The 24,955-nt window shown below is 37.1% G+C and carries 23 protein-coding genes and 1 tRNA gene; 3 read left to right on the forward strand and 21 right to left on the reverse strand.

Going from position 1 to position 24,955, the window contains the following annotated elements; genetic code table 11:
- Positions 1–99: 99 nt before the first annotated feature.
- Positions 100–1,371 (reverse strand): DNA polymerase IV, encoded by a 1,272-nt coding sequence (locus QDN89_RS01745; protein WP_280768803.1) that lies wholly within the window; start codon positions 1,369–1,371, stop codon positions 100–102.
- Positions 1,372–1,625: 254 nt separating this feature from the next.
- On the opposite strand from QDN89_RS01745, the gene QDN89_RS01750 reads away from it, so the two are divergent.
- Positions 1,626–1,823 carry a hypothetical protein gene (locus QDN89_RS01750; RefSeq protein ID WP_280768359.1) on the forward strand — a complete coding sequence of 66 codons (198 nt, stop codon included), beginning with the start codon at positions 1,626–1,628 and terminating at the stop codon, positions 1,821–1,823.
- A 92-nt stretch (positions 1,824–1,915) separates the two neighbouring features.
- Here the strand turns inward: QDN89_RS01750 and QDN89_RS01755 are convergent, their stop codons facing one another.
- The 4 genes from QDN89_RS01755 to QDN89_RS01770 all read right to left on the reverse strand — a co-directional run bounded on the left by QDN89_RS01755 (position 1,916) and on the right by QDN89_RS01770 (position 7,188).
- Positions 1,916–3,040, reverse strand: a complete 1,125-nt coding sequence (locus QDN89_RS01755) for a M20/M25/M40 family metallo-hydrolase (RefSeq protein ID WP_280768360.1) — start codon at positions 3,038–3,040, stop codon at positions 1,916–1,918.
- Between the two features lie 88 nt (positions 3,041–3,128).
- Positions 3,129–4,676 carry an acyl-CoA carboxylase subunit beta gene (locus tag QDN89_RS01760; protein WP_280768361.1) on the reverse strand — a complete coding sequence of 516 codons (1,548 nt, stop codon included), beginning with the start codon at positions 4,674–4,676 and terminating at the stop codon, positions 3,129–3,131.
- Positions 4,677–4,678: 2 nt separating this feature from the next.
- Complete coding sequence (gene mce / locus QDN89_RS01765) at positions 4,679–5,527, reverse strand: methylmalonyl-CoA epimerase (RefSeq protein ID WP_280768362.1); 849 nt, start codon at positions 5,525–5,527, stop codon at positions 4,679–4,681.
- A 23-nt stretch (positions 5,528–5,550) separates the two neighbouring features.
- A complete protein-coding gene (locus QDN89_RS01770; RefSeq protein WP_280768363.1) occupies positions 5,551–7,188 on the reverse strand; it encodes an acyl-CoA mutase large subunit family protein in 1,638 nt (545 codons plus the stop codon).
- Between the two features lie 251 nt (positions 7,189–7,439).
- Here QDN89_RS01770 and prli42 point away from each other — a divergent pair, with 251 nt between their 5' ends.
- Positions 7,440–7,529, forward strand: a complete 90-nt coding sequence (prli42, locus tag QDN89_RS01775) for a stressosome-associated protein Prli42 (RefSeq protein WP_158282148.1) — start codon at positions 7,440–7,442, stop codon at positions 7,527–7,529.
- A gap of 98 nt (positions 7,530–7,627) precedes the next feature.
- Here the strand turns inward: prli42 and QDN89_RS01780 are convergent, their stop codons facing one another.
- The 15 genes from QDN89_RS01780 to QDN89_RS01850 all read right to left on the reverse strand — a co-directional run bounded on the left by QDN89_RS01780 (position 7,628) and on the right by QDN89_RS01850 (position 23,233).
- A complete protein-coding gene (locus QDN89_RS01780) occupies positions 7,628–8,137 on the reverse strand; it encodes a L,D-transpeptidase (RefSeq protein WP_280768364.1) in 510 nt (169 codons plus the stop codon).
- A gap of 53 nt (positions 8,138–8,190) precedes the next feature.
- On the reverse strand, positions 8,191–9,159 hold the full coding sequence (locus tag QDN89_RS01785; protein WP_280768365.1) for an aromatic acid exporter family protein: 969 nt from the start codon (positions 9,157–9,159) through the stop codon (positions 8,191–8,193).
- Between the two features lie 242 nt (positions 9,160–9,401).
- A tRNA-Arg gene (locus QDN89_RS01790) sits at positions 9,402–9,476 on the reverse strand.
- A gap of 83 nt (positions 9,477–9,559) precedes the next feature.
- Positions 9,560–9,907, reverse strand: coding sequence for a hypothetical protein (locus QDN89_RS01795; RefSeq protein WP_342394365.1), 348 nt, complete (start codon positions 9,905–9,907; stop codon positions 9,560–9,562).
- 129 nt (positions 9,908–10,036) lie between these two features.
- Positions 10,037–10,450, reverse strand: a complete 414-nt coding sequence (locus QDN89_RS01800) for a BrxA/BrxB family bacilliredoxin (protein ID WP_280768804.1) — start codon at positions 10,448–10,450, stop codon at positions 10,037–10,039.
- A gap of 127 nt (positions 10,451–10,577) precedes the next feature.
- A complete protein-coding gene (locus QDN89_RS01805) occupies positions 10,578–11,939 on the reverse strand; it encodes a metal ABC transporter solute-binding protein, Zn/Mn family (protein WP_280768367.1) in 1,362 nt (453 codons plus the stop codon).
- Positions 11,940–12,037: 98 nt separating this feature from the next.
- Entirely contained in the window at positions 12,038–12,493 is a 456-nt protein-coding gene (locus QDN89_RS01810) for a hypothetical protein (RefSeq protein WP_280768368.1), read from the reverse strand.
- 229 nt (positions 12,494–12,722) lie between these two features.
- Positions 12,723–14,000, reverse strand: a complete 1,278-nt coding sequence (locus QDN89_RS01815; protein WP_280768369.1) for a dihydrolipoamide acetyltransferase family protein — start codon at positions 13,998–14,000, stop codon at positions 12,723–12,725.
- A gap of 157 nt (positions 14,001–14,157) precedes the next feature.
- Positions 14,158–15,141 carry an alpha-ketoacid dehydrogenase subunit beta gene (locus tag QDN89_RS01820; RefSeq protein WP_280768370.1) on the reverse strand — a complete coding sequence of 328 codons (984 nt, stop codon included), beginning with the start codon at positions 15,139–15,141 and terminating at the stop codon, positions 14,158–14,160.
- A 4-nt stretch (positions 15,142–15,145) separates the two neighbouring features.
- On the reverse strand, positions 15,146–16,141 hold the full coding sequence (locus QDN89_RS01825) for a thiamine pyrophosphate-dependent dehydrogenase E1 component subunit alpha (RefSeq protein ID WP_280768371.1): 996 nt from the start codon (positions 16,139–16,141) through the stop codon (positions 15,146–15,148).
- An 87-nt stretch (positions 16,142–16,228) separates the two neighbouring features.
- Positions 16,229–17,656 (reverse strand): dihydrolipoyl dehydrogenase, encoded by a 1,428-nt coding sequence (gene lpdA / locus QDN89_RS01830; protein WP_280768372.1) that lies wholly within the window; start codon positions 17,654–17,656, stop codon positions 16,229–16,231.
- Positions 17,657–17,698: 42 nt separating this feature from the next.
- On the reverse strand, positions 17,699–18,781 hold the full coding sequence (gene buk, locus QDN89_RS01835; protein ID WP_280768373.1) for a butyrate kinase: 1,083 nt from the start codon (positions 18,779–18,781) through the stop codon (positions 17,699–17,701).
- Positions 18,782–18,933: 152 nt separating this feature from the next.
- Positions 18,934–20,034, reverse strand: coding sequence for a branched-chain amino acid dehydrogenase (gene bcd / locus QDN89_RS01840; protein WP_280768374.1), 1,101 nt, complete (start codon positions 20,032–20,034; stop codon positions 18,934–18,936).
- Between the two features lie 35 nt (positions 20,035–20,069).
- Positions 20,070–20,999: a bifunctional enoyl-CoA hydratase/phosphate acetyltransferase gene (locus QDN89_RS01845; RefSeq protein WP_280768375.1), complete on the reverse strand. Its 930-nt coding sequence runs from the start codon at positions 20,997–20,999 to the stop codon at positions 20,070–20,072.
- Positions 21,000–21,169: 170 nt separating this feature from the next.
- Entirely contained in the window at positions 21,170–23,233 is a 2,064-nt protein-coding gene (locus QDN89_RS01850) for a sigma-54 interaction domain-containing protein (RefSeq protein WP_280768376.1), read from the reverse strand.
- 391 nt (positions 23,234–23,624) lie between these two features.
- Between QDN89_RS01850 and QDN89_RS01855 the strand changes: the two genes are divergently transcribed.
- Positions 23,625–23,864, forward strand: coding sequence for a DUF2627 domain-containing protein (locus QDN89_RS01855; RefSeq protein WP_280768377.1), 240 nt, complete (start codon positions 23,625–23,627; stop codon positions 23,862–23,864).
- A gap of 50 nt (positions 23,865–23,914) precedes the next feature.
- Here QDN89_RS01855 and spo0A read toward each other — a convergent pair whose 3' ends face one another.
- Positions 23,915–24,709: a sporulation transcription factor Spo0A gene (gene spo0A / locus QDN89_RS01860; protein ID WP_280768378.1), complete on the reverse strand. Its 795-nt coding sequence runs from the start codon at positions 24,707–24,709 to the stop codon at positions 23,915–23,917.
- Between the last annotated feature and the right edge of the window lie 246 nt (positions 24,710–24,955).

Raw genomic sequence — 24,955 nt, forward strand, 5'->3', positions numbered from 1 at the left:
ATCGGTTTATATAGCTTAAATGTTGAGGGTAAACTACGTGAAAACAATCGGATATTTTTCTCACCAAAAAAGAGTAGCTTTGAGCTTTAAACTCTGAGTCTACTCTTCATCAAACAAACCGTCTCTCAAAAAATCCTTCTCTAGACTTGTTCCTCTTATTTTTTTATCTCTCAATTGATCACTTCGATCAGACTCTCTCAGTTGAGTCCCTTTTAGTAAAATATTTTCTCCATATTTATTTCTCAAATCATCCACAATTCCACTGAGACGATAGTCTTTTGTATCCTTTTCATAAGAAAATAAATCTAGTTGCTTGTATGCTTGTCCTTTCTCAACTAAATCCATTCCTGTTACACCAAGAAGACGAACTGGATCTCCGTTCCAATATTTTTCCCAAAGTCTCCAGCTAGCTTTGAATATATCATCGTGGGTATGAATTGGATGATTTAATTTACTCGAGCGAGTAATTGTCTTTCTGTCATGGTAGCGAATCGTAAGTTGAATATTCCCTGCATAAACATCTTTTCTGCGTAACCTTCTCCCTACGGAGTCACTCAAATTCATCAGGACTTTTTTCACGAGCTCAGGTCTTATCGTATCTTCAGGTAATGTTGTGGAATTCCCAATACTTTTGAATTCATTCACTGCATCTGGATCAACAATTCTTAAATCAATCCCATTTGCTCTTTCGTGAATTCTCAGACCACTTACGCCTAATTTTCGATGCAAAAGATCTTTTGATGCAGTTGCTACATCACCAATTGTATAAATTCCTATTTTTTCGAGTTTTTCAGCTGTTTTTCCTCCGATTCCATGCATTTCAATACACTTCATTGGCCATAATAGTTGTTCAATTTCTCTTTTTCTTAATACTGTTATTCCCATTGGTTTTTTCATATCACTAGCCATTTTAGCTAAAAACTTATTAGGTGCAATTCCAATGCTAGATGGTAAATTCAACTCTTTTTTCAATCGATTTTGAATGTGTGTGGCTAACTGGACTGCTTGAAAATCTCCTTTTGCATCAGTAACATCCATATACCCTTCGTCAATAGATACAGGCTCAACAAGAGGGGTGTATTCATATAATAATTGAAACATTTGCGTTGATGCTAAACGGTAACGATCAAAATTTGGTGGGCGCACTAACAATTCAGGACAAAGTTTCTTCGCCTCCCACAAGGGCATTGGTGGTTTAACTCCTCTTGCTCTTGCTTCATAACTTGCCGTTACAACTATTCCTCTTCGTTCTTTTGCATTGCCCGCAATAGCAAGTGGTTTTCCGAGCAACTCTGGCTCATATGCAGCCTCAACGGAAGCATAGAAGCTATTCATATCAACATGAAAAATGATTCGTGCGTTTCCCACAATATGACACCCTTTTCGCAACCTTTTCTTTCATCATGACTGTTTTGAGTATGAAAATCAATCTTCATCCCTTGATAATAATTAGAACGGCCTTTTATAATAAGTTATTTGACTTTTTATAAAAAATATTTTTAACATTCACGGTATCGCTGTGAAAATTTGTTAGAATTTTTGACAATTTTTTGATGTTGATATTAACAAAATATTAGCTAAATATGGTATGATATGAATTAATTAAATAGAAAGGTGGTCAAAAAATGTCACAATTTGTTCATGAACAATCACACCACCATTGTATTTTATTCTTAGTAGTAGAGATTTTGACTGCCCATGCAAAAAACGAATGGCCTTCACCAACGATTAAACAACTTTCAAATATAACTGGTTATTCAGAAGAAAGTATTCTTGAATCCATGGAATTTGGTACATCAGAACCTGAATTCCTGCTTCAATAAGCAGGAATTCAGGCTCTTTTTTGTTTTAACCATTACTAAATCATAAAGTAGAAACCCCTTACCTTTGGAAGGTAAGGGGGATATCATCATTTTTATTTTGACTTAGCAACTCTTTCTATGATTGCAACAACTAGTTCCGTTGTTTTAACCAATTCTTCCACAGGAATTTTTTCGTTTGTTGTATGAATTTCCTCATATCCCACACCTAAATTAATACTAGGGATACCATGTCCAGCAATAATATTTGCATCACTACCTCCACCAGATCGTTTTAATGTAGGTGGTCTTCCAATCGACTCCACTGCGTCTTTTGCTATTTTAACAAGGTGGTCTCCTTCTTGATGTTTAAACCCTGGATAAGCGACTTGAATATCAACATCGACTGAACCACCCATTTCAGCTGCTGCTGATTCAAATGCATCTGTCATTGCTTTCGTTTGAGCTTCCATTTTTTCCGCAACGAGTGAACGGGCCTCTGCTAATATATCTACACGGTCACAAACAATATTCGTTTGGCTTCCTCCTTCAAAACGTCCAATGTTAGCTGTCGTTTCATCATCAATTCTGCCTAAAGGCATTTTTGAAATCGCTTTGGAAGCGATTGTTATCGCCGACACCCCTTTTTCGGGAGCAACACCAGCATGTGCCGTTTTACCATAGACCGTTGCCTTTACTTTAGATTGATGAGGAGCAGCAACAATAATATTCCCTACTTTACCATCACTATCTAGTGCGAATCCGTATTTAGCGATCACTTTTGTTGCATCCAGTGCTTTCGCTCCGACGAGTCCAGATTCTTCTCCTACAGTAATGATAAATTGAATCGTCCCGTGGGTAATGTTGTTTTCTTTTAACGTTCGAACCGTTTCCAACATCGCTGCCAATCCAGCCTTATCATCTGCACCAAGGATGGTTGAACCATCTGTTTTTATGTAGCCATCTTCAAAAATAGGTTCGATCCCTTTTCCAGGTACAACTGTATCCATATGAGACGTGAAATAAATGACGTCTGTTTCTTTTGATGAACCTTCCAATGTACAAATAAGATTTCCTGCCCCATGACCCGTGACAGACGTTGAGTCATCTTCTATCACTTTCACACCTAAGTTTTCAAATTTTCCCGTTAATACATTTGCAATTGTACGTTCGTAACGAGTTTCCGAATCAACTTTCACTAGTTCGATAAACTCATCTATTAATCGTTGTTTGTTAATCATATCATTATTTCCTCCATTGCAATTTAGTCATCGTCATTGTAGCAAACATTCTTAGCTTATCCTAGGAATAGTTCACTCATTTACAACATTACAATGGTATGTTTCCATGTTTTTTTGCTGGCCGATTCTCTTCTTTTTTAGACAGCATCCGAAGGCTTTGTATCAACTTTATTCTTGTTTCTCTAGGATCGATCACATCGTCTACCATCCCGTTTGCTGCAGCAATATAAGGGTTCGCAAATTTATTTCGATACAGTTCAATTTTTTCCTGTCTAATTTTTTCTGGCTCATCACTCTCATTAATTTCTCTAGCAAAAATTACGTTTGCCGCTCCATGAGGTCCCATGACAGCTATCTCTGCATTAGGCCAAGCAAACACTAGGTCTGCTCCTATCGCCTTGCTATTTAGAGCAACGTAAGCTCCACCGTATGCTTTTCTTGTAATAACAGTAATTTTTGGAACAGTTGCTTCGGAGTATGCGTACAAGATTTTCGCCCCATGACGAATAATTCCTCCATGTTCCTGCTGAACACCTGGTAAAAATCCTGTGACATCTTCAAATGTAATAATAGGTATATTAAACCCATCACAAAAACGAATAAATCGAGATATTTTATCCGATGAATTAATATCTAGACCACCAGCCATCACTTTCGGTTGATTAGCTATAATTCCAATAGAATTGCCGCCAATTCTTGCAAAACCGACCACTGCATTTTTAGCAAACTGTTTGTGCACTTCCATAAAACTACCCATATCAGCTATTTGATTAATTACTTTTCTAACATCATAAGGTTTGCTTGGATCGATCGGTACATGATCTAGTAAATCATAGAGAAAATCATCACTTTCTTCTTTAGGTAATTTGGGTGGTTTCTCTTCTTGGTGCTGCGGTAAAAATCCAAGCAATTTTCGCACTTCACCTAATACTTCTTCTTCCGTTTCACAAGAAAAGTGTGCGTTTCCACTTTTTGTACTATGAATATACGCTCCACCTAACTCCTCTGAAGTAATGGATTCCCCAGTGACGGTTTCAATCACTTTTGGTCCTGTTATAAACATTTGACTCGTTTTTTCCACCATAAACACAAAGTCAGTAATAGCCGGGGAATAAACTGCTCCTCCAGCACACGGACCCATAATCACAGATATTTGAGGAATGACTCCAGAATATATCGCATTTCGGTAGAAAACGTGACCATAACCATCAAGAGACAAAACCCCCTCTTGAATTCTCGCACCTCCCGAATCATTCAATCCTATAAAAGGCGCTTTGTTTTTTACCGCTAAGTCCATCGCTTGAGCAATTTTTTTGGCATGCATCTCTCCCAAAGCACCACCATAAACAGTAAAATCTTGTGCAAATAGAAAAATTGTCCTTCCATTCACTTCCCCGTAACCAGTCACAACACCTTCGCCTGGTGCTGAGCCTTTTTCCATACCTGGTTCATCAAAACGGTGTTCCATAAATGCATGAAGCTCAACAAACGTGCCTTCATCAAGCAAAATGTCGATTCGCTCTCTAGCTGTTAATTTGCCTTTATCATGTTGTTTATCTATTCGACGTTCCCCACCCCCCATCTCAATTTTTCTGCGGCGGTCGTAAAGTTCATTGATTTTATCGTACATATCCATTGTTATTGGCCTCCTTCATTCTCGGCATCTTGTTTTGACTCATAGAGTTCAATTAATGCTCCATAAGTGCTTTTAGGATGCAAAAATGCAATAGGGTTTCCTGATGCCCCTTTTTTAGGCTTTTCATCAATTAAGCGGATCCCCTCTGCTTTTAATTGGTCAAGACGCTGCTGTATATTATCTATTTCAAACGCAACATGATGCAGCCCTTCCCCACGCTTTTCAATAAATGCGTGAATAGGACTGTTCTCATCTAGTGGTTCTAATAGTTCAATCTTACAGTTACCCAATGGCAGAAAGGCTACACGAACTCCTTGATCAGGAACTTCAGCAATGGTCTCTACATTCACATGAAAATGATTTGAATAAAAAACTGCTGTTTCTTCAATAGACTTGACTGCTATTCCAATATGATCCACCCTCTTTGGTGGAGTTTGTAACATCGGTGTTTCTCCGCGATGCTCCGCTACCGCTTGCTCAATATATGTTGCAACGACTTTTGTCGATGTCCCTGGTGTGAAAATTTTTAATATACCATTTTTCTCAAGAACTTGAATATCCTCTAGTGGGATGACTCCCCCACCAAATACTAAAATATCTTCAGCCTCGTTTCTCGATAGTTCTTTTAGTACTTCAGGAAAGAGAACATTATGAGCTCCCGATAAACTAGACAAACCGATCACATCGACATCTTCTTGTACAGCTGCTCGAACAATTTGTTTTGGCGTTTGCCTCAGTCCTGTATAAATCACTTCCATCCCTGCATCTCGTAACGCTTGCGATATAACAAGAGCTCCTCGATCATGTCCATCTAACCCCGGTTTTGCAATCAATACGCGAATTTTATCCATCTTCGCACCTCCATCTATCCCTTTTAATATTCTCCGTATACATCCCTTAACGCATGACAAATCTCCCCGACCGTTGCGTATTCTTTTACCGCCTCAATAATCGGGTACATTAAGTTTTCTTTGCCTTCTGCTGATTTTTTTAACTTCTCAAGAATGTCTGAGACTTTTTCTTGGTCTCTTTCTTTTCGAATTTGGTTTAATCGTTCAATTTGAGATTCAACAAACGCCTCATCAACTTTTAACAAGTCAGGCTGTTGCTCATCTCCTACCGTAAACTTATTTACACCAACAACGATATCTTCTTCATTTTCTAATCGTTTTTGAGCTTCATACGCTGCTCGATGAATTTCTCGTTGCATGTATTGTTTTTCAACAGCCGAAACCGCTCCACCCATGTCATCAATATGATCCATATATTTTTGTGCTTCCGCTTCTAGTTCATCCGTTAATGATTCAACATAATAAGATCCACCCAACGGATCCACCGTGTCAGAAACGCCCGTTTCATGAGCTATGATTTGTTGTGTACGTAAAGCAATCCTAGCCGAATCTTCCGTCGGCAAAGAAAGGGCCTCATCTTTCGAGTTGGTATGCAAACTTTGCGTACCACCAAATACCGCTGCCAAAGCCTGTAAAGCTACTCGCACAACATTATTTTCAGGCTGTTGAGCGGTTAATGTAGAACCTGCCACTTGTGTATGAAAACGAAGTTGCCAACTTTTTGGGTTCTTTGCGTGAAAACGTTCTTTCATTAACTTAGCCCACATTCTCCTAGCCGCTCTGAACTTAGCTACTTCTTCAAAAAATTCATTATGGCCATTAAAAAAGAAAGCTAGTCTTGGTGCAAATTGATCGATGTCTAGTCCTGCTTCAAGCGCAGATTCCACATAAGCGACAGCATTAGATAATGTAAAAGCTAACTCTTGCACCGCAGTAGAACCAGCTTCGCGAATATGATATCCACTAATACTAATCGTATTAAACGAAGGGACGTTCTCTGAACAGTAAGCAAAAATATCCGTAATCAATCGCATCGAAGCTTTCGGTGGATAGATGTATGTTCCTCGTGCAATATACTCTTTCAATATATCGTTTTGAATAGTTCCACGAATTTGTTCTTTTGACACACCTTGTTTTTCTGCAACGACAATATACATTGCTAACAATACTGCTGCTGGTGCATTAATAGTCATAGATGTACTTACTTGATTAAGCGATATTTTGTCAAATAAAATTTCCATGTCTTCTAACGAGTCTATCGCAACACCAACTTTACCTACTTCTCCTAAAGCCATCGTATCATCTGAGTCATAGCCTATTTGAGTGGGTAAATCAAAAGCGACAGACAATCCTGTTTGTCCTTGATCTAATAAATAGCGAAAACGTTCATTTGTTTCTTTAGCAGAACCAAACCCTGCATATTGTCTCATTGTCCAATGTTTACCTCGATACATTGTGCCACGAATTCCTCTTGTAAAAGGATATTCCCCGGGAAATCCTAGCGATTTTATGTAAGCGTTATCAATTTTGTCCGGAAAATAAGCTCTCTCAATTGGAATGTTGGAGGATGTTTGAAACGTATCTTTTCTCTCTGGTCGTTTTTTAAGTTCTTGCTGAATTTGCTCTTGCCATTTAGTGAAAGATTGTTTATATTCTTTCATTACGTGATCCCCTTTCAAATTCATATAATCTTGTCGAGGTTATTCAAAACAAGTATGATAACCCTTCATTTACGTTGTTCACTTTGTTACATACTTTCTGATAGTATAGATATAATATAACATATCATGGAATCTACATGGACATTTCCATATACAAGAATAGAATTTATAGCTTAACCCATCGTCTTCCTCTTGAAAACAATACAAAAACCCATTAAAATAGAATTAGAAACGTAAGAGGAGGGAATTACATGCCCCGTAAATTTCGTAAAGCAATTGTATATATGATGATTGTCGTAATGTTTTTAGGAACAGTCCTTGCAGGAGTATCCTATTTCTAAACAAATTTTTTAAAAACGTTTTTTCTTTTATTTTAATTTTAAATTACTCAAGAATAAACGGAAGGACAGCCACTCTCGGTGGCTGTCCTTTATGCATTTCATTTGCCTATTGCTCCATTTGCTTTCCCTAATTGTTCAAAAGACTCGTCTTCCGAAGTAACAAGAATCTTCGTACCAAGCGGAACTTCTTCATACAAAACTTCCACATCCGAATTTTTCAAACGAATACAACCGTTTGTAATCCTTTGACCAATAGACGAGGGTTGATTTGTTCCGTGTAAACCAAAAACACGTCCGTCGGTATCTTCTGCATCAAAGCCAATCCATCTAGAACCGAGAGGGTTCTCACTGTCTCCTCCTTGGATATCTAATTTTCTGTAATATGGATTCTTCGCTTTCACAATCGTCATAAATTCTCCTTCAGGAGTCTCTTGACCTTCCTTGCCTATTGCCACATCAAAAACTTGTTGCACTTCCCCTTCATTAATAAAAGCCATTTCATATGTTTGCAATTGAACGATGATATACGGATCACCTTCTAATGGGTTTTCCCCTAACGGCCAAATGGGGGAAACAATCGAAAGAACAGATAATAGTATTGCGAGCATGCTTATCACTCCGTCTCTTTTTTCCTATCATTTGCCCCGTTAACGTCCTCTATTCACCGAAAAACTTTATATTCTTTCGTTGGTTTAAATTGTTGTTTAATGTCTAAATATTGCTCTAGTTCTCTAACAAGGTGTACCAATGCCGACCTTGTTTCAAATTCTTCTCTTGTTTGAGGTAATGCCATGTTTTTATAAGATTCTTTTAATGAATCTAATTTATCAATAAAGATGTGCGCCGTATTTTCTGGGTGCACCCCACCACTTAATTCCTCCATAAAATCTGCAAGCATATCAGCTTGACTTACATGATGATCAATTGTTGTTAATAGTGGCATCATTCTTTCCATAATATCTAACTGTTTTTCACGCATTTTAAAATAGTGATAATAAACATCTTCATACCGCAATATATGATTTTCCAAATTTTGTAACGCGTTATTTTTCGCTTCTTTAAGAAGCTCGGCAGACTTAGTTATCTCTTTACCGTCCCAATTATTATCTCCATACCGTACATAATAAGCAAATTCATAGAATATTTTAGCGTAGTTATCTTCAATTTGTTTTTGAAAATCTTCTAAACGATTTTCTTGACTTGGCATATAAGAATTCATTAATAAAGCCATTCCAATTCCAATAATGATTAACGCTAGCTCGTTCATGACAAGGGACATACTTAGATTAGCTACCGTATAGATATGAAACATGATAACCGCACTTGTGACAATCCCTCCTTGTACCTTCAAAACAAGGGTAGTTGGAATAAATAATAGCAACAATATCCCAATAGAAAGAGCGTGATACCCAATGATCTCAAAAATAACAATCGCAAATACCATCCCTATCACACACGCCAAAAAACGTTCCCAAGAATCATGAATGGATCGTCTTCTCGTCTTTTGAACACATAAGATAGTAAGTATTCCTGCTGAAGCAAAAAAATCTAATTGAAGAGCCTGAGCAATAGCTACAGCAATTGTTGCACCAACAGCTGTTTTCAGTGTTCGGTAACCAATTTTAAACATTTTCATTCACCTGTTTCAAGTTGATATTCTCATTAACGCTTTTCATCTTATCATATTTTAATACTTAAAATTATCTTCTATCCAATTACAACTATTTGTTGCTTATTCTTACTATTTTGAATGAGCTTTAAAAGCAACTATTCAACTATTATCGAGCCAATTGATCCAATTCTTCGCAATAGCTTATATAAGATAACAAAAAACCCTTTAGCACTAAAAGCTAAAGGGTGTATATATAATATTGGCGCGCCTGCCAGGATTCGAACCCGGAACGCGAGAGCCGAAATCTCGTATGATATCCATTTCACCACAGGCGCAAAGAAATGCGGAATGCTCTCATCCGCACTATTGGAGTATAACAATTTTGTTTTAGAAAATCAATACTAATCTAAAATTAATTTTATTCTTCCATTACATCGTCTTCAAACATCTTCTCAAAACGTTCGTTCATTTGTTCTTCATTATATCCCATGTTACCAAGTCGAGCAGCAAAGTTCTGAGCCCATAACGTTAACCTCTGCGACATTTTAAGATATTTCTTTGCTTTCTGTCCTTTTACTTCTTTTGAGCGTCCTTCAGCATTGGACATGACATTTTCAGAAATAAATAAGGCTTTCCATAATGTTTCTTCATCAAATTGATCCGCTTTTTCATTAAAATAAGCAATCACTTTTTTATAATACTTTTCAAATTCATCGAAAGGAATTTCTTCTTCCATTTTCAAGTAAATATGGATCTGTTTATACATCTCGTTCACTTAATAACACTCCTCTTCATCTATGTACAAATAATTAATAGGACGTACAAAATTATAGCATAAAGAAAAGGAGGCTTCCACCTCCTCTTCTTATTATAAGAAACTTTAAGTTAACAATTCTTATTTAAAGTAACTGTCAACACCCTCTTCAAGCTTTTGCACGACTTCAATTGGTTCATGACCTTCAATTTGATGACGTTCTAACATCATTTTAATTTCACCATCTTTAAGCAATGCAAAAGAAGGCGATGATGGTGCATAACCTGTGAAGAATGATCGTGCTTTTTCAGTAGCTTCTTTGTCTTGTCCGGCAAAAACTGTTACATAGTTATCAGCCTGTACTTCATAATTTTTCATGTAAGCAGCTGATGGTCGTGCAATTCCTCCTGCACATCCACATACTGAATTAACCAATACTAGTGTAGATCCAGGTTTATTAAAGACTTCCTCCACTTCTTCTGGAGTTGTTAACTGTTGATATCCGGCTTCAACCATATCATTACGAGCAGCTTGCACTACATCATTCATAAACATTTGAAATTCCACAAACAGACACCCTTTCTTCTTAGACTATAATCTTATTTTACAACTTATAAAGCTTGTTTACCAACATTAAGTTTAGAAAAGCACCTATTCCGAAGAATAAGTGCTTCACAGTGACTTATTGTAGTGCCGTTTCTAACGTCTCAATGTTTTGTCTCATAAGACTGAAATAATCTTCATTATTCTCAATATCTTCCTCTGTTAAAACTTCAAGGTTATGGAGCCATAACTCTTCCGCTCCCACCTCTTCTCGCACAGTTTCAGCAATGTTTGTAGGAATGTTCTGTTCAAACATAACATAATTAATATCATTGTCTTCCATATGAGAAATGACATCTTGAATCTGCTGGATAGATGGCTCATTAGTTGGAGACAAACCAGCTATTCCAATTTGCTCGATATGATAGCGATCTTCCCAATATCCGTATCCGGCGTGAGAAACAATAATAGTATCTTTTACTTTTTCATCTGCCATTGCCTGAAAATCTTCATGTAACGACTCTAAATCTGCTTTCAACTCTTCAAAATTAGCAGTAAATTCTTCTTCTCCCTCTGGACGAACATCGATAAGAGCATTTTTAATATTTTCAGCATACTCAATGGAAAGAACTGGATCTAACCATACGTGTGGATCTTCATCTCCATGAGCATGATCATGTCCATCATTGTCGTTATGACCATGGTCGTTGTCATTATGATTATTGTCATCATTATGACCATGGTCGTTGTCATTATGATTATTGTCATCATTATGACCATGGTCGTTGTCATTATGATTATTGTCATCATTATGACCATGGTCGTTGTCATTATGATTATTGTCATCATTATGACCATGGTCGTTGTCATTATGATTATTGTCATCATTATGACCATGGTCGTTGTCATTATGATTATTGTCATCATTATGACCATGGTCGTTGTCATTATGATTATTGTCATCATTATGACCATGGTCGTTGTCATTATGATTATTGTCATCGTTATGACCATGGTCGTTGTCATTATGATTATTGTCATCGTTATGACCATGGTCGTTGTCATTATTGTCATCATTGTGGTCGTGGGTGTCTTCTAAAAGACTTATCCCTTCCACTGCTTCTAAAACTGTCACATCATGATCAGCAACAGCATCTTTCACACTACCTGCAAAACCTTCGAAGTCTGCACCATTAAAAATAAATAGATCAGATTCTGCCACCTCAATCATTTGATTTGCGGTTGGTTCAAACGTATGGGCATCAGCGCCAACAGGAACCATATTTGTAACTTCAACGAAATCTTCTCCAATACGCTCAGCAAAATACTCCAGTGGGTAAAGTGTTGTCATCACATGAACAGTTTCAACATTACCTTCACTTAAATTTTCTTCCTCCTCGTTTAATTCATTCGATCCTGCATTGTTATCATTACCACAAGCTGCCAAAAAAGTACTCATAGCCAACATTGTAGTCAAAGTTATCGTTAATTTTTTAAACATGTTGCATCCCCTTTCGTAATCATTACGGTTTATTTTTAAGTACAAAAGGGATTATATCGTAAATATAACGATTTGTAAATAATAATGGTTACGATTAATTAAAACTCTTTAATCGCTTCTCTCATTTCAGAATTCCAACTTTTTTTTAATGTTAAAATATGAGGAATATTTTTTTTAATTTTCTCTTTTTCTCTATCTTTCACCGCTGCTAAAAAATGTTCTTGTAGTAACTCATGTTTGTGATACCAATCTTCAGAAATTTGTTCATATAACTCCTCTTGCTTTTCATTGTCAAAATCTTTTAATTTTTTATTGATAGCTTCTCTTTCACGAACCATTTGTTGCCAATCCTCTAGTAAATCTGGTCTGTGTTTCTCGACAAGTAGCTCGTAATAATAATTAAAATGGATTTGAAAAGAACTCTCGTAATCAACCCATTCGATGAAGTTTTGATCTTCAACATTTGTTTTATAATGATCCGTTAACATATCCGCCCCTAAGATTGGTCCAGTAATTACTTGAAAACTTAAAACGATCAAGCCTAAAATTGACATCGAACTTCCTCCTTTTTCAGATTAGTATGTACAGAGTTTTCCTCAATATGAATTCAAACTAATTCAAAGCCTTATTGAATCGAGTTTTCAAATATAATTTTTAAAATTTGGCTCTATGGCAATCTTTCTCTCTACCATAGGTATTCAACTTTCACACTGGTATTTAACTAAGATTAAAACAAAAAAGATGAACGAAAGGATTTCCTTTCGTTCATCTTTGAAATATTCATTAATATATCGTTACTGTATTTTCATTCATATTTTCTAATGATTGTTTAATTTGAGCCATAAACTTACCAGAAATCAAACCATCCAGTACTCGATGATCTAACGACATACATAAGTTAACCATATGTCTCACTGCAATTGCGTCATTGTCTAATACAACCGGTCGCTTAACAATCGACTCAACGGACAAAATTGCTGCTTGAGGCGTATTTATAATCGGTTGGGATTGAATGGAACCAAATGATCCTGTATTATTCAGTGTAAATGTTCCACCTTGCATATCTTCTTGTTTCAACGAGTTAGAACGAACCTTTTGGGAAATGGTTGTCAGCTCGCGTGCAAGTCCTTTGATATTTTTTTCGTCCGCATGGCGAATGACTGGGACAAAGAGTTCATTTTCAGTAGCTACTGCCATCGATAAATGAACATCTTTATGTCGAATAATTTTATCTCCATCCCATTTAGCATTCACTTCTGGATATTTCTTTAAAGCATCAATCGTTGCTTTCATAAAGAATGGGAGGAAAGTTAACTTCATTCCTTCCTTTTCTAAAAACTCATTTTTAACTTTTTCTCGAAAACGTACAAGATCGGTCACATCCACTTCGATCATCATCCAAGCATGTGGTGCTTCGTGTTTTGATTTCACCATATTTTGTGCGATAGCTTTACGAACACCGCTTACGGGAATTACTTCCGTGCGACCATCAGATGATATCGGAGCTTGGCTAGCTTGTGATTTCGTAATACCCTCGTCTGCTACAGGCATATCTGCTGGCTTTGCCTCTTGAGCTGCTTCCGGTGCTTTTGGACGATCTCCACTAGCGATAATCGCTTGTAAATCTTTTCTCGTTATTCTTCCTCCACGACCTGACCCATTAACTTGAGTCAAATCAATGTCGTTTTCTTGAGCTAATCTTAAAACCGCTGGAGAGTAACGTTTCTTATTATCTTCTTCAACACTATTAGATATTTGTGAGGACTCTTGCTGCTCTTCTTTCGTCGTCTCTTTTGTCTCGTTAGATTGTTCTGAGTTACTGTCTTCTAAATCCATTTTACAAATGATCTCCCCGACCGCAATCGTTTCGTCCTCTTCTGCTATCAATTCCTTGATTGTTCCACTGTAAGAGGAAGGTATTTCGGCATTTACCTTATCGGTCATCACTTCTGCTAATGGATCATATTTATTTACTTGATCACCTGGTTTAACAAGCCATTTTGTTATTGTTCCTTCTGTTACACTTTCGCCCAATTGAGGCATGGTAATCTCCGTTGCCATCCGTGTAACCTCCTTTTATATTAGACTCTGTTAGTAATCATATTGATAAACGATCGATGCGAAACCCTATATGTTCTTCTATTTGAAGTTTCCATTCGGGCCAACGTAAACATATTTAATCAATACTGTCCTCTAACAAAATCATATTATCAACTTTTTAATATTCTGCTAAATCACGCATTGCTTTTTCGACTTTATCTGGGTTAACCATGAAGTTTTTCTCCATAGGTTGTGCATATGGCATGGACGGAACATCTGGACCTGCAAGACGTTCTACAGGAGCATCCAAATCAAATAAGCAATTTTCAGCAATAATCGCTGATACTTCACTTATGATGCTTCCCTCTTTGTTATCTTCTGTAAGTAACAACACTTTACCTGTCTTTTTCGCCGCTTCAATAATTGCCTCTTTATCAAGTGGATAGACCGTGCGAAGATCAAGTACATGAGCATCATATCCATCCTTGGCTAAGTTCTCTGCCGCTTGGAGAGCAAAATGTACACAAAGTCCATAGGTGATTACAGTAATGTCCTCTCCTTGTCTTTTCACTTCGGCTTTACCAATTGGCAGGGTGTAATCTTCGTCTGGGACTTCCCCTTTAATGAGGCGATAAGCCCGTTTATGTTCAAAAAACAATACAGGATCATCGGAACGAATAGCTGCTTTTAATAATCCTTTTGCGTCATATGGAGTGGAAGGCATGACAATTTTCAGGCCTGGCACATTTGCGAACAGTGCTTCCACTGATTGAGAATGGTATAGCGCTCCGTGAACACCACCACCGTAAGGCGCTCTAAATGTAATCGGACAAATCCAATCATTGTTTGAGCGGTACCGAATCTTAGCTGCTTCCGAGACAATTTGATTGACTGCCGGCATAATGAAATCTGCAAACTGCATTTCTGCAATTGGTCTCATACCGTACATCGCAGCACCTATTCCCACACCTGCAATAGCTGATTCTGCAAGAGGAGTATCAATGACTCTCTCCTCACCAAACTGATCATACAATCCATTTGTTGCGCGAAAAACGCCCCCACGTTTTCCAACATCTTCTCCTAATACAAATACGTTATCGTCTCTTTCCATCTCTTCTTTCATTGCTCTAGTAATTGATTCGATATAAGACATTACTGGCATATGATCACTCCTCTCCGTATACATGATTCATCATGGATTCTGGTTCTGCGTATGGAGCTTTTTCCGCATAATCCGTTGCTTCGTCAATTTCTCGACGGAGCTTAGCGCGGATATCTTGTTCAATCTCATCCGATAAAATCCCAATTTCCTTTAAATAAGAACCAAACGTATGAATCGAATCAATTTTCTTAGCTGCTTCCACTTCTTCTCTCGCTCGATAAACGCTGTCATCATCATCACTTGAGTGCGGAGTTAAGCGATAAGAAACCGTTTCGATAATAGACGGACCTTCCCCATTAAGAGCCCGTTTTCTTGCGTCATAAACCTCTTTATAAACAGCTAAAGGATCATTGCCATCAACCGATTCACCATAAATACCGTATCCTACAGCTCTATCAGAGACTTTTTCAATATTTAATTGTTTATCTAAAGGCACAGATATCGCATATTTATTATTCTCACACATGAAAATCACAGGTAAATCATGAACACTTGCGAAGTTGATCCCTTCATGGAAATCTCCTTGGTTAGAGGAGCCTTCACCAAATGTTGTAAAAGCAACAAAATCCTCTTTCTTCATTTTTGCAGCTAAACCAAATCCAACAGCGTGAGGAACTTGCGTTGTTACAGGAGAAGATCCGGTAACAATCCTGTTCTTCTTCGAACCAAAATGTCCAGGCATCTGCCTTCCTCCTGAGTTCGGGTCTTCTGCTTTTGCAAATGCTGACAGCATAATGTCTTTCGCTGTCATACCAAATTCAAGCACAACTCCTAAATCACGGTAATATGGTAAAACATAATCTTTCGTATTATTCAAAGCCATCGCAGCACCTACTTGGGCTGCCTCTTGCCCTTGACAAGAAATAACGAACGGAATTTTCCCTGCTCTATTTAACAACCACATTCTTTCATCGATCATTCGCGCCATTAACATCGTTTCATACATGTTAAGGACATCTTCATCTTTCAAACCAATATCATGATGACGAAGCTTACTCATTAAAAGACCTCCTTCAAATCATATCTAAAATATTGTATTCATTTCTCTCAAGTCAACTTTAAGGTTTCTTTTTCAATAGTAGAAATCTTATCCTCCATGAATTTCTTTCCCATCCACTGCTAAAGCCGCTTCACCAATCGCTTCTGACAAACTTGGGTGAGGGTGTATCGTGTCTGCTACTTCCCAATGAGTAGCATCTAATACTTTTGCTAATGCTGCTTCAGAAATCATATCCGTTACATGAGGACCAATCATATGTACTCCTAAAAGGTCATCGGTGTTCGCGTCTGAAACGAATTTCACAAATCCTGAAGTATCTCCATGAACAAGTGCTTTTCCTATTGCTTTAAATGGAAACTTTCCTGTTTTCACTTTGAAACCTCTATCAATCGCTGCTTTTTCTGTCATTCCAACACTTGCTACCTCAGGAGAGGAATACGTGCATTTCGCTACCATATCTTCTTCAACAGGATGAGGATTGTTTCCCGCGATATGTTCAACTGCTGCAATCCCTTCATGTGAAGCAACATGTGCCAGTTGTAAACCGCCAATCACATCACCAATTGCATAGATGTGGGATTCTTTCGTTTGATAGTGTTCGTTAACAGAGATCACATGATCTTTCACTTGAATATCTGTATTTTCCAAACCTACATCAGAAACGTTAGCAGAGCGCCCTACTGAAACGAGTAATTTATCTGTAGTGATTTCTTTTGTATCACCTTTATGTTCATATGAAACTGTTACATCATCGTTAGCAACTGATATATTATCAGAAATTACTTTTGCACTCGTTAATACTTTTACCCCTTTTTTCTTTAAAGAACGTTGCATTTCTTTTGAAATTTCTTCATCTTCAAATGGCAAAATCCGGTCTAAATACTCTAATACTGTAACCTTGACTCCAAAATCAGCAAACATTGATGCCCATTCGATCCCGATAACACCACCGCCAATAATTGTCAATGAGCTTGGTAATTCTTCAAGTCGAAGAGCACCTTCAGAAGAAAGAATCACCTTTTCGTCTAAAACCAATCCTGGAAGTGATTTAGGCTTGCTTCCAGTAGCGATAATCACGTTTTTAGGAACTAACATTTCATTTTCCGTTCCATCATTATTCTCTACAGAAATCGTTCCAGATGTTGGTGAAAAGATAGACGGCCCAAGAATTCGACCAAAACCTTCAAATACGTCAATTTTTCCTTTTTTCATTAAATGTTGGACACCTTTGTAAAGTTGATCAACGATTTTTGTTTTTCTTTCTTGAACTTTAATAAAATTTAAAGAAGGTTTTTCGCTAATAACCCCAAATTCTTCCGCTTCTTTTACCGTTTTAAACACTTCTGCACTGCGTAAAAAAGCTTTACTAGGAATACATCCTTGATGGAGACATGTTCCTCCTAGCTTTTCTTTTTCCACAACCGCAACTTTTAACCCAAGTTGAGAAGCACGTATAGCAGCAACATATCCACCAGTACCAGCTCCTAATATGACCAGGTCATATTCTTTAGCCATAAAAATCCCTCCTACAAAATAATTTTAATGGTCAAGTTTTATTTACACAACATAATCTTTTGGTTTCTCGTCTCCACGTAACACTCGCAACGCTCCTTCTGAAAGGGCATGCATCTCATTTTCTCCTGGTTCTATAATGACCTTTGATATCCATTTTACACGAGATACGATTTTATGGACAAATTCTTTTCCATAAGCCAAACCACCAGTTAAAACGATAGCGTCTACCTCCCCTGATAAAACTGCTGCATTACTGCCAATTTCTTTAGCAATTTGATAAGCCATTGCCTCATAAACTAATTCAGCCTGCTCGTCCCCTTTAGATATTCGATTTTCCACTTCTACGGCATCATTTGTTCCGAGGTATCCGACTAAACCACCTTGACCTACAATTTTTTTCATAATTTCGTCTGGATAATACTCTCCTGAAAAGCACATGGATACGAGATCCCCTGCTGGAACCGTTCCTGCTCTTTCTGGTGAAAAAGGCCCTTCTCCGTGAAGTCCATTGTTTACATCAATGACCTTCCCTCCTCTATGCGCACCAACGGTTACACCACCACCCATATGTACAACGATCAAATTCAACTCATCATAGGCTCGACCCATATCGGCCGATACTTTTCGCGCCACTGCTTTTTGATTAAGTGCATGAAAAATACTTTTTCTTTCAAAGTCAGCAAAACCTGATACTTTCGCAACAGGATCTAATTCATCTACAACAACTGGATCGACGATATATGCTTCAATATTCAACTGCTCAGCAATTTCATTAGCAATAATTCCACCTAAATTCGATGCATGCTGCCCAGAATAGCCTTGACGTAAGTCTTTTAACATTTGTTCATTAACTTTGTATGTTCCACCTTTTATCGGTCGAAGTAACCCTCCTCGTCCAACAACTGCTGACAACTTAGAGAGATTAATTCCACTTTGATCTAGTATATTAAGAATCATCTCTTTTCTAAACATATATTGATCAATAATGGAATCAAAGGCACTTAAAGATTCTCGGTCATGACGAATCGTTTCTTCCAGTATTTCAATCTCATTATCATATACAGCAATTTTCGTTGAAGTAGACCCTGGATTAATAGATAAAATGCGAAATTCTTGATGTTCCACTTGTATTCCCTCCAAACGCAATGGAAAAGCTTAATAACTTGGCCCCCTTCTTAAATAAAAGAGATCTGTTAAAGAATAATATTGATTTTCGTTATCATAACGAAACGATAACAGAGCCTAATAAAGAAGGGGGACAGTTTTTTCTATTACCGTTAAGACCTTCCACGGCTTAATATACTCATGCCATTCGTTAAAAATTGTCTTCTTGATTTTCTCATTGTTTCAATTCTTTCTTCGGCCATACGATTCGCTGCAACGTATGATGGAATTTTATCTCGTTTTGAAATTTCAAAAATTTTAGAAATACTATCATAAATTGTTTCAACTTTTTTCATAGCACGGTCACGGTTATAGCCGATTAATTCATCAGCCACATTGATTACACCACCTGAGTTTATCACGTAATCAGGGGCATAAACGATTTCTTTATCTTGTATAATATCACCATGTCTTGTTTCCTTTAACTGGTTATTAGCTGCACCAGCAATAACTTTGGCTTTCAATTGCGGAATTGTTTCATCATTGATAATGGCTCCTAAAGCACAAGGAGAGAAGATATCACAGTCAACGGCATAGATGTCATTAATATCAACAGCTTTTGCGCCGAACTCCTCTACTGCTTTTTTAACAGGTTCTTTATTAATGTCCGTCACTACTAATTTTGCTCCTTCTTCATGGAGGTGCCGACACAATTGATAAGACACATTTCCTACTCCTTGAACAGCAATCGTTTTCCCTTCAAGTGAATCATCACCAAAAGCTTCTTTTGCTGCCGCTTTCATACCAACATAAACGCCATAAGCTGTCACTGGAGATGGATTCCCCGATGATCCGAATGCAGGAGAAATTCCCGTTACATATTCTGTTTCTGAATAAACCAAATCCATATCTTCAACGGTAGTTCCTACGTCTTCCGCCGTAATATACCGACCATTCAAACCTTGAATGAATCTTCCGAATGCCCGAAACATTGCTTCGTTTTTATCTTTTCGTGGATCACCAATAATGACCGTTTTTCCACCACCTAAATTCAAACCTGCTGCAGCATTCTTATATGTCATCCCTTTTGCCAATCGAAGTGCATCTTCAAACGCAGCTTCTTCTGATTCATATGTCCACATTCTAGTGCCACCAAGCGCCGGACCTAATGTTGTATCGTGAATAGCAATAATTGCTTTCAGTCCCGATTCCTTATCTTGACATACAACAGTCTGTTCATAATCATACATTTCCATATACTTAAATAATTCCATGATTCTATTCCCCCTAAGAAAGTTTTTATCCGTAATTATTTTGCAGCACTTAAAGCCATAGCCATAGAAAATAACTTACTATCAGCTGAGTCTGAGCGAGACGTTAATATAATTGGAGCTTTTGCACCTAATATCATCCCACCTACTATAGCTTGACCAAAGTGCGTCAATGATTTGTACAATACGTTTCCTACTTCAATTGTTGGAACCATTAGGATATCTGCTTTACCTGCGACACTAGAAGTAATTCCTTTTTGAGTCGCCGCTTCTTCTGATACTGCATTATCGAAACCGAGTGGTCCATCAATATCACATTCGAGAATTTGGTTTCTACGATTCATTTGTGTTAGTGCAGCTGCATCGATTGTTGCTTGCATCGCTGGATTTACAGTTTCTACTGCAGCAATGACAGCAACTTTTGGCCTGTTGAATCCCATTTTTCTTAAGGATTGTACAGCATTCTCAATGATCTGTGCTTTTTCTTTTAAGTCAGGTGAGATATTCATCGCTGCATCAGTTACAAAAAGTAACTTAGAACTCGCTGGCATCGAGAATCCTGCTAAATGGGAAAGAATATTGCCAGTTCTTAACCCGTTTTCCTTATTTAACACAGCTTTTAATATCACAGAGGTTGAAACCATTCCCTTCATCAAGGCATGCGCTTTTCCATTTTTCACACATTGAACAGCTTTGTTTGCTGATGATAGGCTATCTTGCGTATAAGCCCACTCTATCTGCTCCATTTCATACTCATTAAAATAAACATTTTTTTTCGCTTTGTCCATCTCTTCTTTAGGCCCAATAAAAATAAATGAGGCTAATTTTTTCTCCATTGCTTTTTTTGCCGCTTCAAATAAAGAAGGGTCTGTGGCGTGAGCAATAGCAATCGTTTTCTGTTCTGGTTGTTTTTGAATCGCTTTAACCAAACTTTCAAGATTCATATCTTTCCACCTTTCAGTCATCATTCACTAACCCCACCTTAATATAATTTAGATGCAATAATCATGCCAAGAGGTTATATAACTTGATAACGCTTTCATCGATATACTTGCACTCAGATACCCACGCAAAATATTTCATGTTACGCAATATTTTGCGTGCAATTATTTGCACAAAATGCGTTACACATATTTCCTTACAAGTTGTATTTATCAATTTTATAATACAAATTTCTTAGTGATACTCGTAATAACTTTGCAGCTTTTGTTTTATTACCATCGTTTTGTAACAAAGCATGATGAATAATCATTTTCTCTTGCTTATTCATTTGTTCTTGCAGTGACATGTCATTAGGACTAGCTTTGGCCAACTCAAAATTGTCAGAATCATTATTAACAGCTAACCCATTTAGTTTTGGCAAGTTTTTTTCATTAATTTCCTTTTCAGCATAATGCATATGTATCATTGCTCGCCCTAACACATTTTCTAACTCTCTTACATTCCCCGGCCATTCATATTCCATTAGTCGTTTCAAAGCCTGTTCTGATATCGTTTCTACACTTCTCCCGTAGTCTTGATTCAATTTTGTTAATAAATGAAGAGATAAGTCCAAAAGATCGCTTTTTCTTTCCCTTAAAGAAGGAATATAAATTGGCATGCGATTCAACCTGTAATATAGATCAGAACGAAATACCTTTTCTTGCATCTTTTTTTCAATGTTTACATTCGTTGCAGCAATCACTCTGACATCGATATCAACAGGTTTCGTCCCTCCAACACGAACGATCTCATGTTCTTGGAGTACTCTTAAAAGTTTCGCCTGCATATTTGACGACAGTTCTCCAATTTCATCAAGAAAAATGCTTCCGTTATTCGCTTCTTCGAATAATCCTTTTTTTCCACCTCTTTTAGCTCCTGAAAATGCTCCTTCTTCATAGCCAAATAATTCACTTTCTAATAATGATTCAGAAATTGCTGCACAGTTCACTCGAATAAACTTATTATATTTTCGACTACTTTTATTATGTATCGCATGGGCGAACAGTTCTTTCCCTGTTCCAGATTCACCTCTTAAAAAAATGGTCGCAGGTGTTCCTGCAGCAACATTTGCTTGTTGAATCGCAAATGTTAATTCAGCTGAATTACCTATGATATCCTCAAAATGGTATTTCGCTTCTAACGTTCTAATAATTTTTTTTGCTCTTTCTAATTCATGAGTTAATTCTTCCATTTCAGACATATCATGAACGACACCAACACTTCCTTTTAATATGCCATCAACAATAACAGGTGCAACATTGACTATCACGTCTTTTCGGAAAGGACCTACTTTCATTTTCACCCCGCGGACGGGCTTTTTAGTCTTTAATACTTGCATATGCATACTTTCGCCTTCGGAAATATCCGTTGTGGCTGGTTTTCCGATAACTTCTTCTTTTGTTAGTCCGGTTATTCTCGTATAAGCTGGGTTGATCAATAACCCTTTACCATTTTCATCAACGACAGAAATGGCATCATCTGAAGAGAAAATAATAGCCTCAAGCATCGTTTGAATACTTTTTAAATTTGTCACTTCTTCTGCCATTTTAACAATTTCTGTAATATCGCGAAATACGGCTAACGCACCGATAAGTTGGCCTTCATTAAACATCGGTACCCTCGTCGTTATAATGGAACGATCTTGAGAAAGAACTTGTTTTCGATTTTTTTCACTTGTTTTCGTATGTAACACTCTTGGTAATTCACTCGTTTTCATCACATCAGTTATCTTTTTTCCTAATACATTCAAACGAGATAGACCTGTAATGTCCTCCGCTCTTTTATTAATTAGCGTGACATGTTCACTTTGGTCAATGGCAATCATTCCATCATGGGTGGAATTTAATATATTATTCATTTTCTCATTATGATTTTTTACTTCTTCTAACAACTGTTCTTTTTCTTCCATTAAATAAAACATAATAGAAGCAATTGAACTTGGTATCACAGTAATGGAATTGTCTGTTAGATGCTCCTTAATATCACTATACAGTTGTTGATTTCCAGTCACTTCGATAATCACATCGATAGGAGATAACTGTTTCACTGCCAATTTCCAGTCTTCAAATAAAAGGATCGCAGGTTTCAAAGCTCTTATTTTAGCCAAACTATTTGGATCTTTATCGACAACACCAATCACTTCTAAATGGTCTGTCTCAGAGAGGACATCTAATATAGCGGATCCCCCATCTCCTGCGCCAATCAACACAACTCGCTTCACCGTTATTCCCCCTTTGATTTTGACAATACCATGCAATTTTTTTCAATCCGCCCACTTCACTATACACTTTTTTTCCTTATAGCAAAAGTTTATACCCATGAAAATAAAAATACAGCAGAGTGAACTCCTGCTTCATTTTGCTTGGATTCACGGTGTCTTCTTTAATCAATCACCCTCTCCGAGTTGACGCACTGTGCGGTCATTTCTGAGCGCTTCTTCCGTTGGAGTACAAGCATAGCTTCCACTTACCTTCGTCAGTAAGAATAAATTATTTTCATCTGTCATGATGCGAAAGATTTGCATTGGGGTCTTTCATGCATTCTCTTTCTCGACTTCGTTTTTTATATAGTATAAAATAGGAGAAGAGATTTAAGGAGAAAGGAATGGAATCATGACTGTTCAACGCTTTATCGCCCTTACCATTTTATTAATTCCAGCATTTATTGCAGGTTATGGAATTAAATTAATGAGAGATACATTATTTCAAATTTTAAATTGGCCTTATGGTTCACACTATTTTCAATTTCTCGCGGGCATTATTTTCCTCGTTGCTGGGGTATGGTTTATCGGAGGATTTATTCTACATCGAGATCGTAAAAATAATAAAGTAGCCCCACGTTTTCAAAAATAAGAAAAGGCCGTTTCAAAAGTTTAAACTTTTGAAACGGCCTTTTTTACTAGTTAACTTACTTTATGTTCAATGCGCAATTTATCGGCAACCATGGCAATAAACTCTGAGTTCGTTGGTTTCGCTTTCGATACATTTACAGTGTATCCGAACATTTTTGAAATGGATTCAATATTTCCTCTGCTCCAAGCCACTTCAATCGCATGACGAATTGCACGTTCTACCCTGCTAGCTGTTGTATTAAATTTTTTGGCGATGTCTGGATAAAGAACTTTCGTAATTGAGCCTAAAAGTTCTATGTTGTTATATACCATTGTAATTGCTTCTCTTAAATACATATATCCTTTAATATGAGCTGGTACACCAATTTCATGAATGATACTTGTAATACTCGCGTCCAAGTTCATTGGTTTATTCTCACGTCTCATCTCCGCTGCTGTTTGTGTTGACCGACGTCCATAAGTGGTCGTCCCTTGACCTGACACATCTCTAATTTTATTCATAAGTGTATCCATATCAAAAGGCTTTAACACATAATAAGAAGCTCCTAGCTCAACTGCTTTTTTAGTCACATCTTCTTGACCAAATGCTGTTAACATAATAATATTTGGATTTTTTTCCAAATTCATATTATGTAATTTCTCCAAAACAGCTAAGCCATCTAAATGGGGCATAATAATATCTAAAATCAACACATCAGGCTGCACTTCTTCCACTACATTTAAACATTCTTGACCATTAAATGCTTTCCCAACTATATCCATATCTTCCTGAGAGTCAATATAGTCCTCTAACAAATTCACTAATTCTCGATTGTCATCTGCCACACACACTTTTAAATTACTCACTTATTTTTGCCTCCCCAATAATCATGATTAAAATTGTCTTATCCTCTCTATTCGACACCTCATTTATTTTTCCTTTAATTTTTTGATTTTTTCTTAAAAATCTTTACTTTTCTTCAGTTTAGTCTCGAATACTCTTTTTTTCGACGTTATTCGATTAATATCGGTAAAAACTGCTCTTTTGTCGAATATTCTTTATAGACCTATTATAACATACGATTCTGAATGACAAAAACATCCCCTTTTTTA

It is taken from the genome of Salipaludibacillus daqingensis (assembly GCF_029891575.1).
GTDB lineage: Bacteria > Bacillota > Bacilli > Bacillales > Salisediminibacteriaceae > Salipaludibacillus > Salipaludibacillus daqingensis.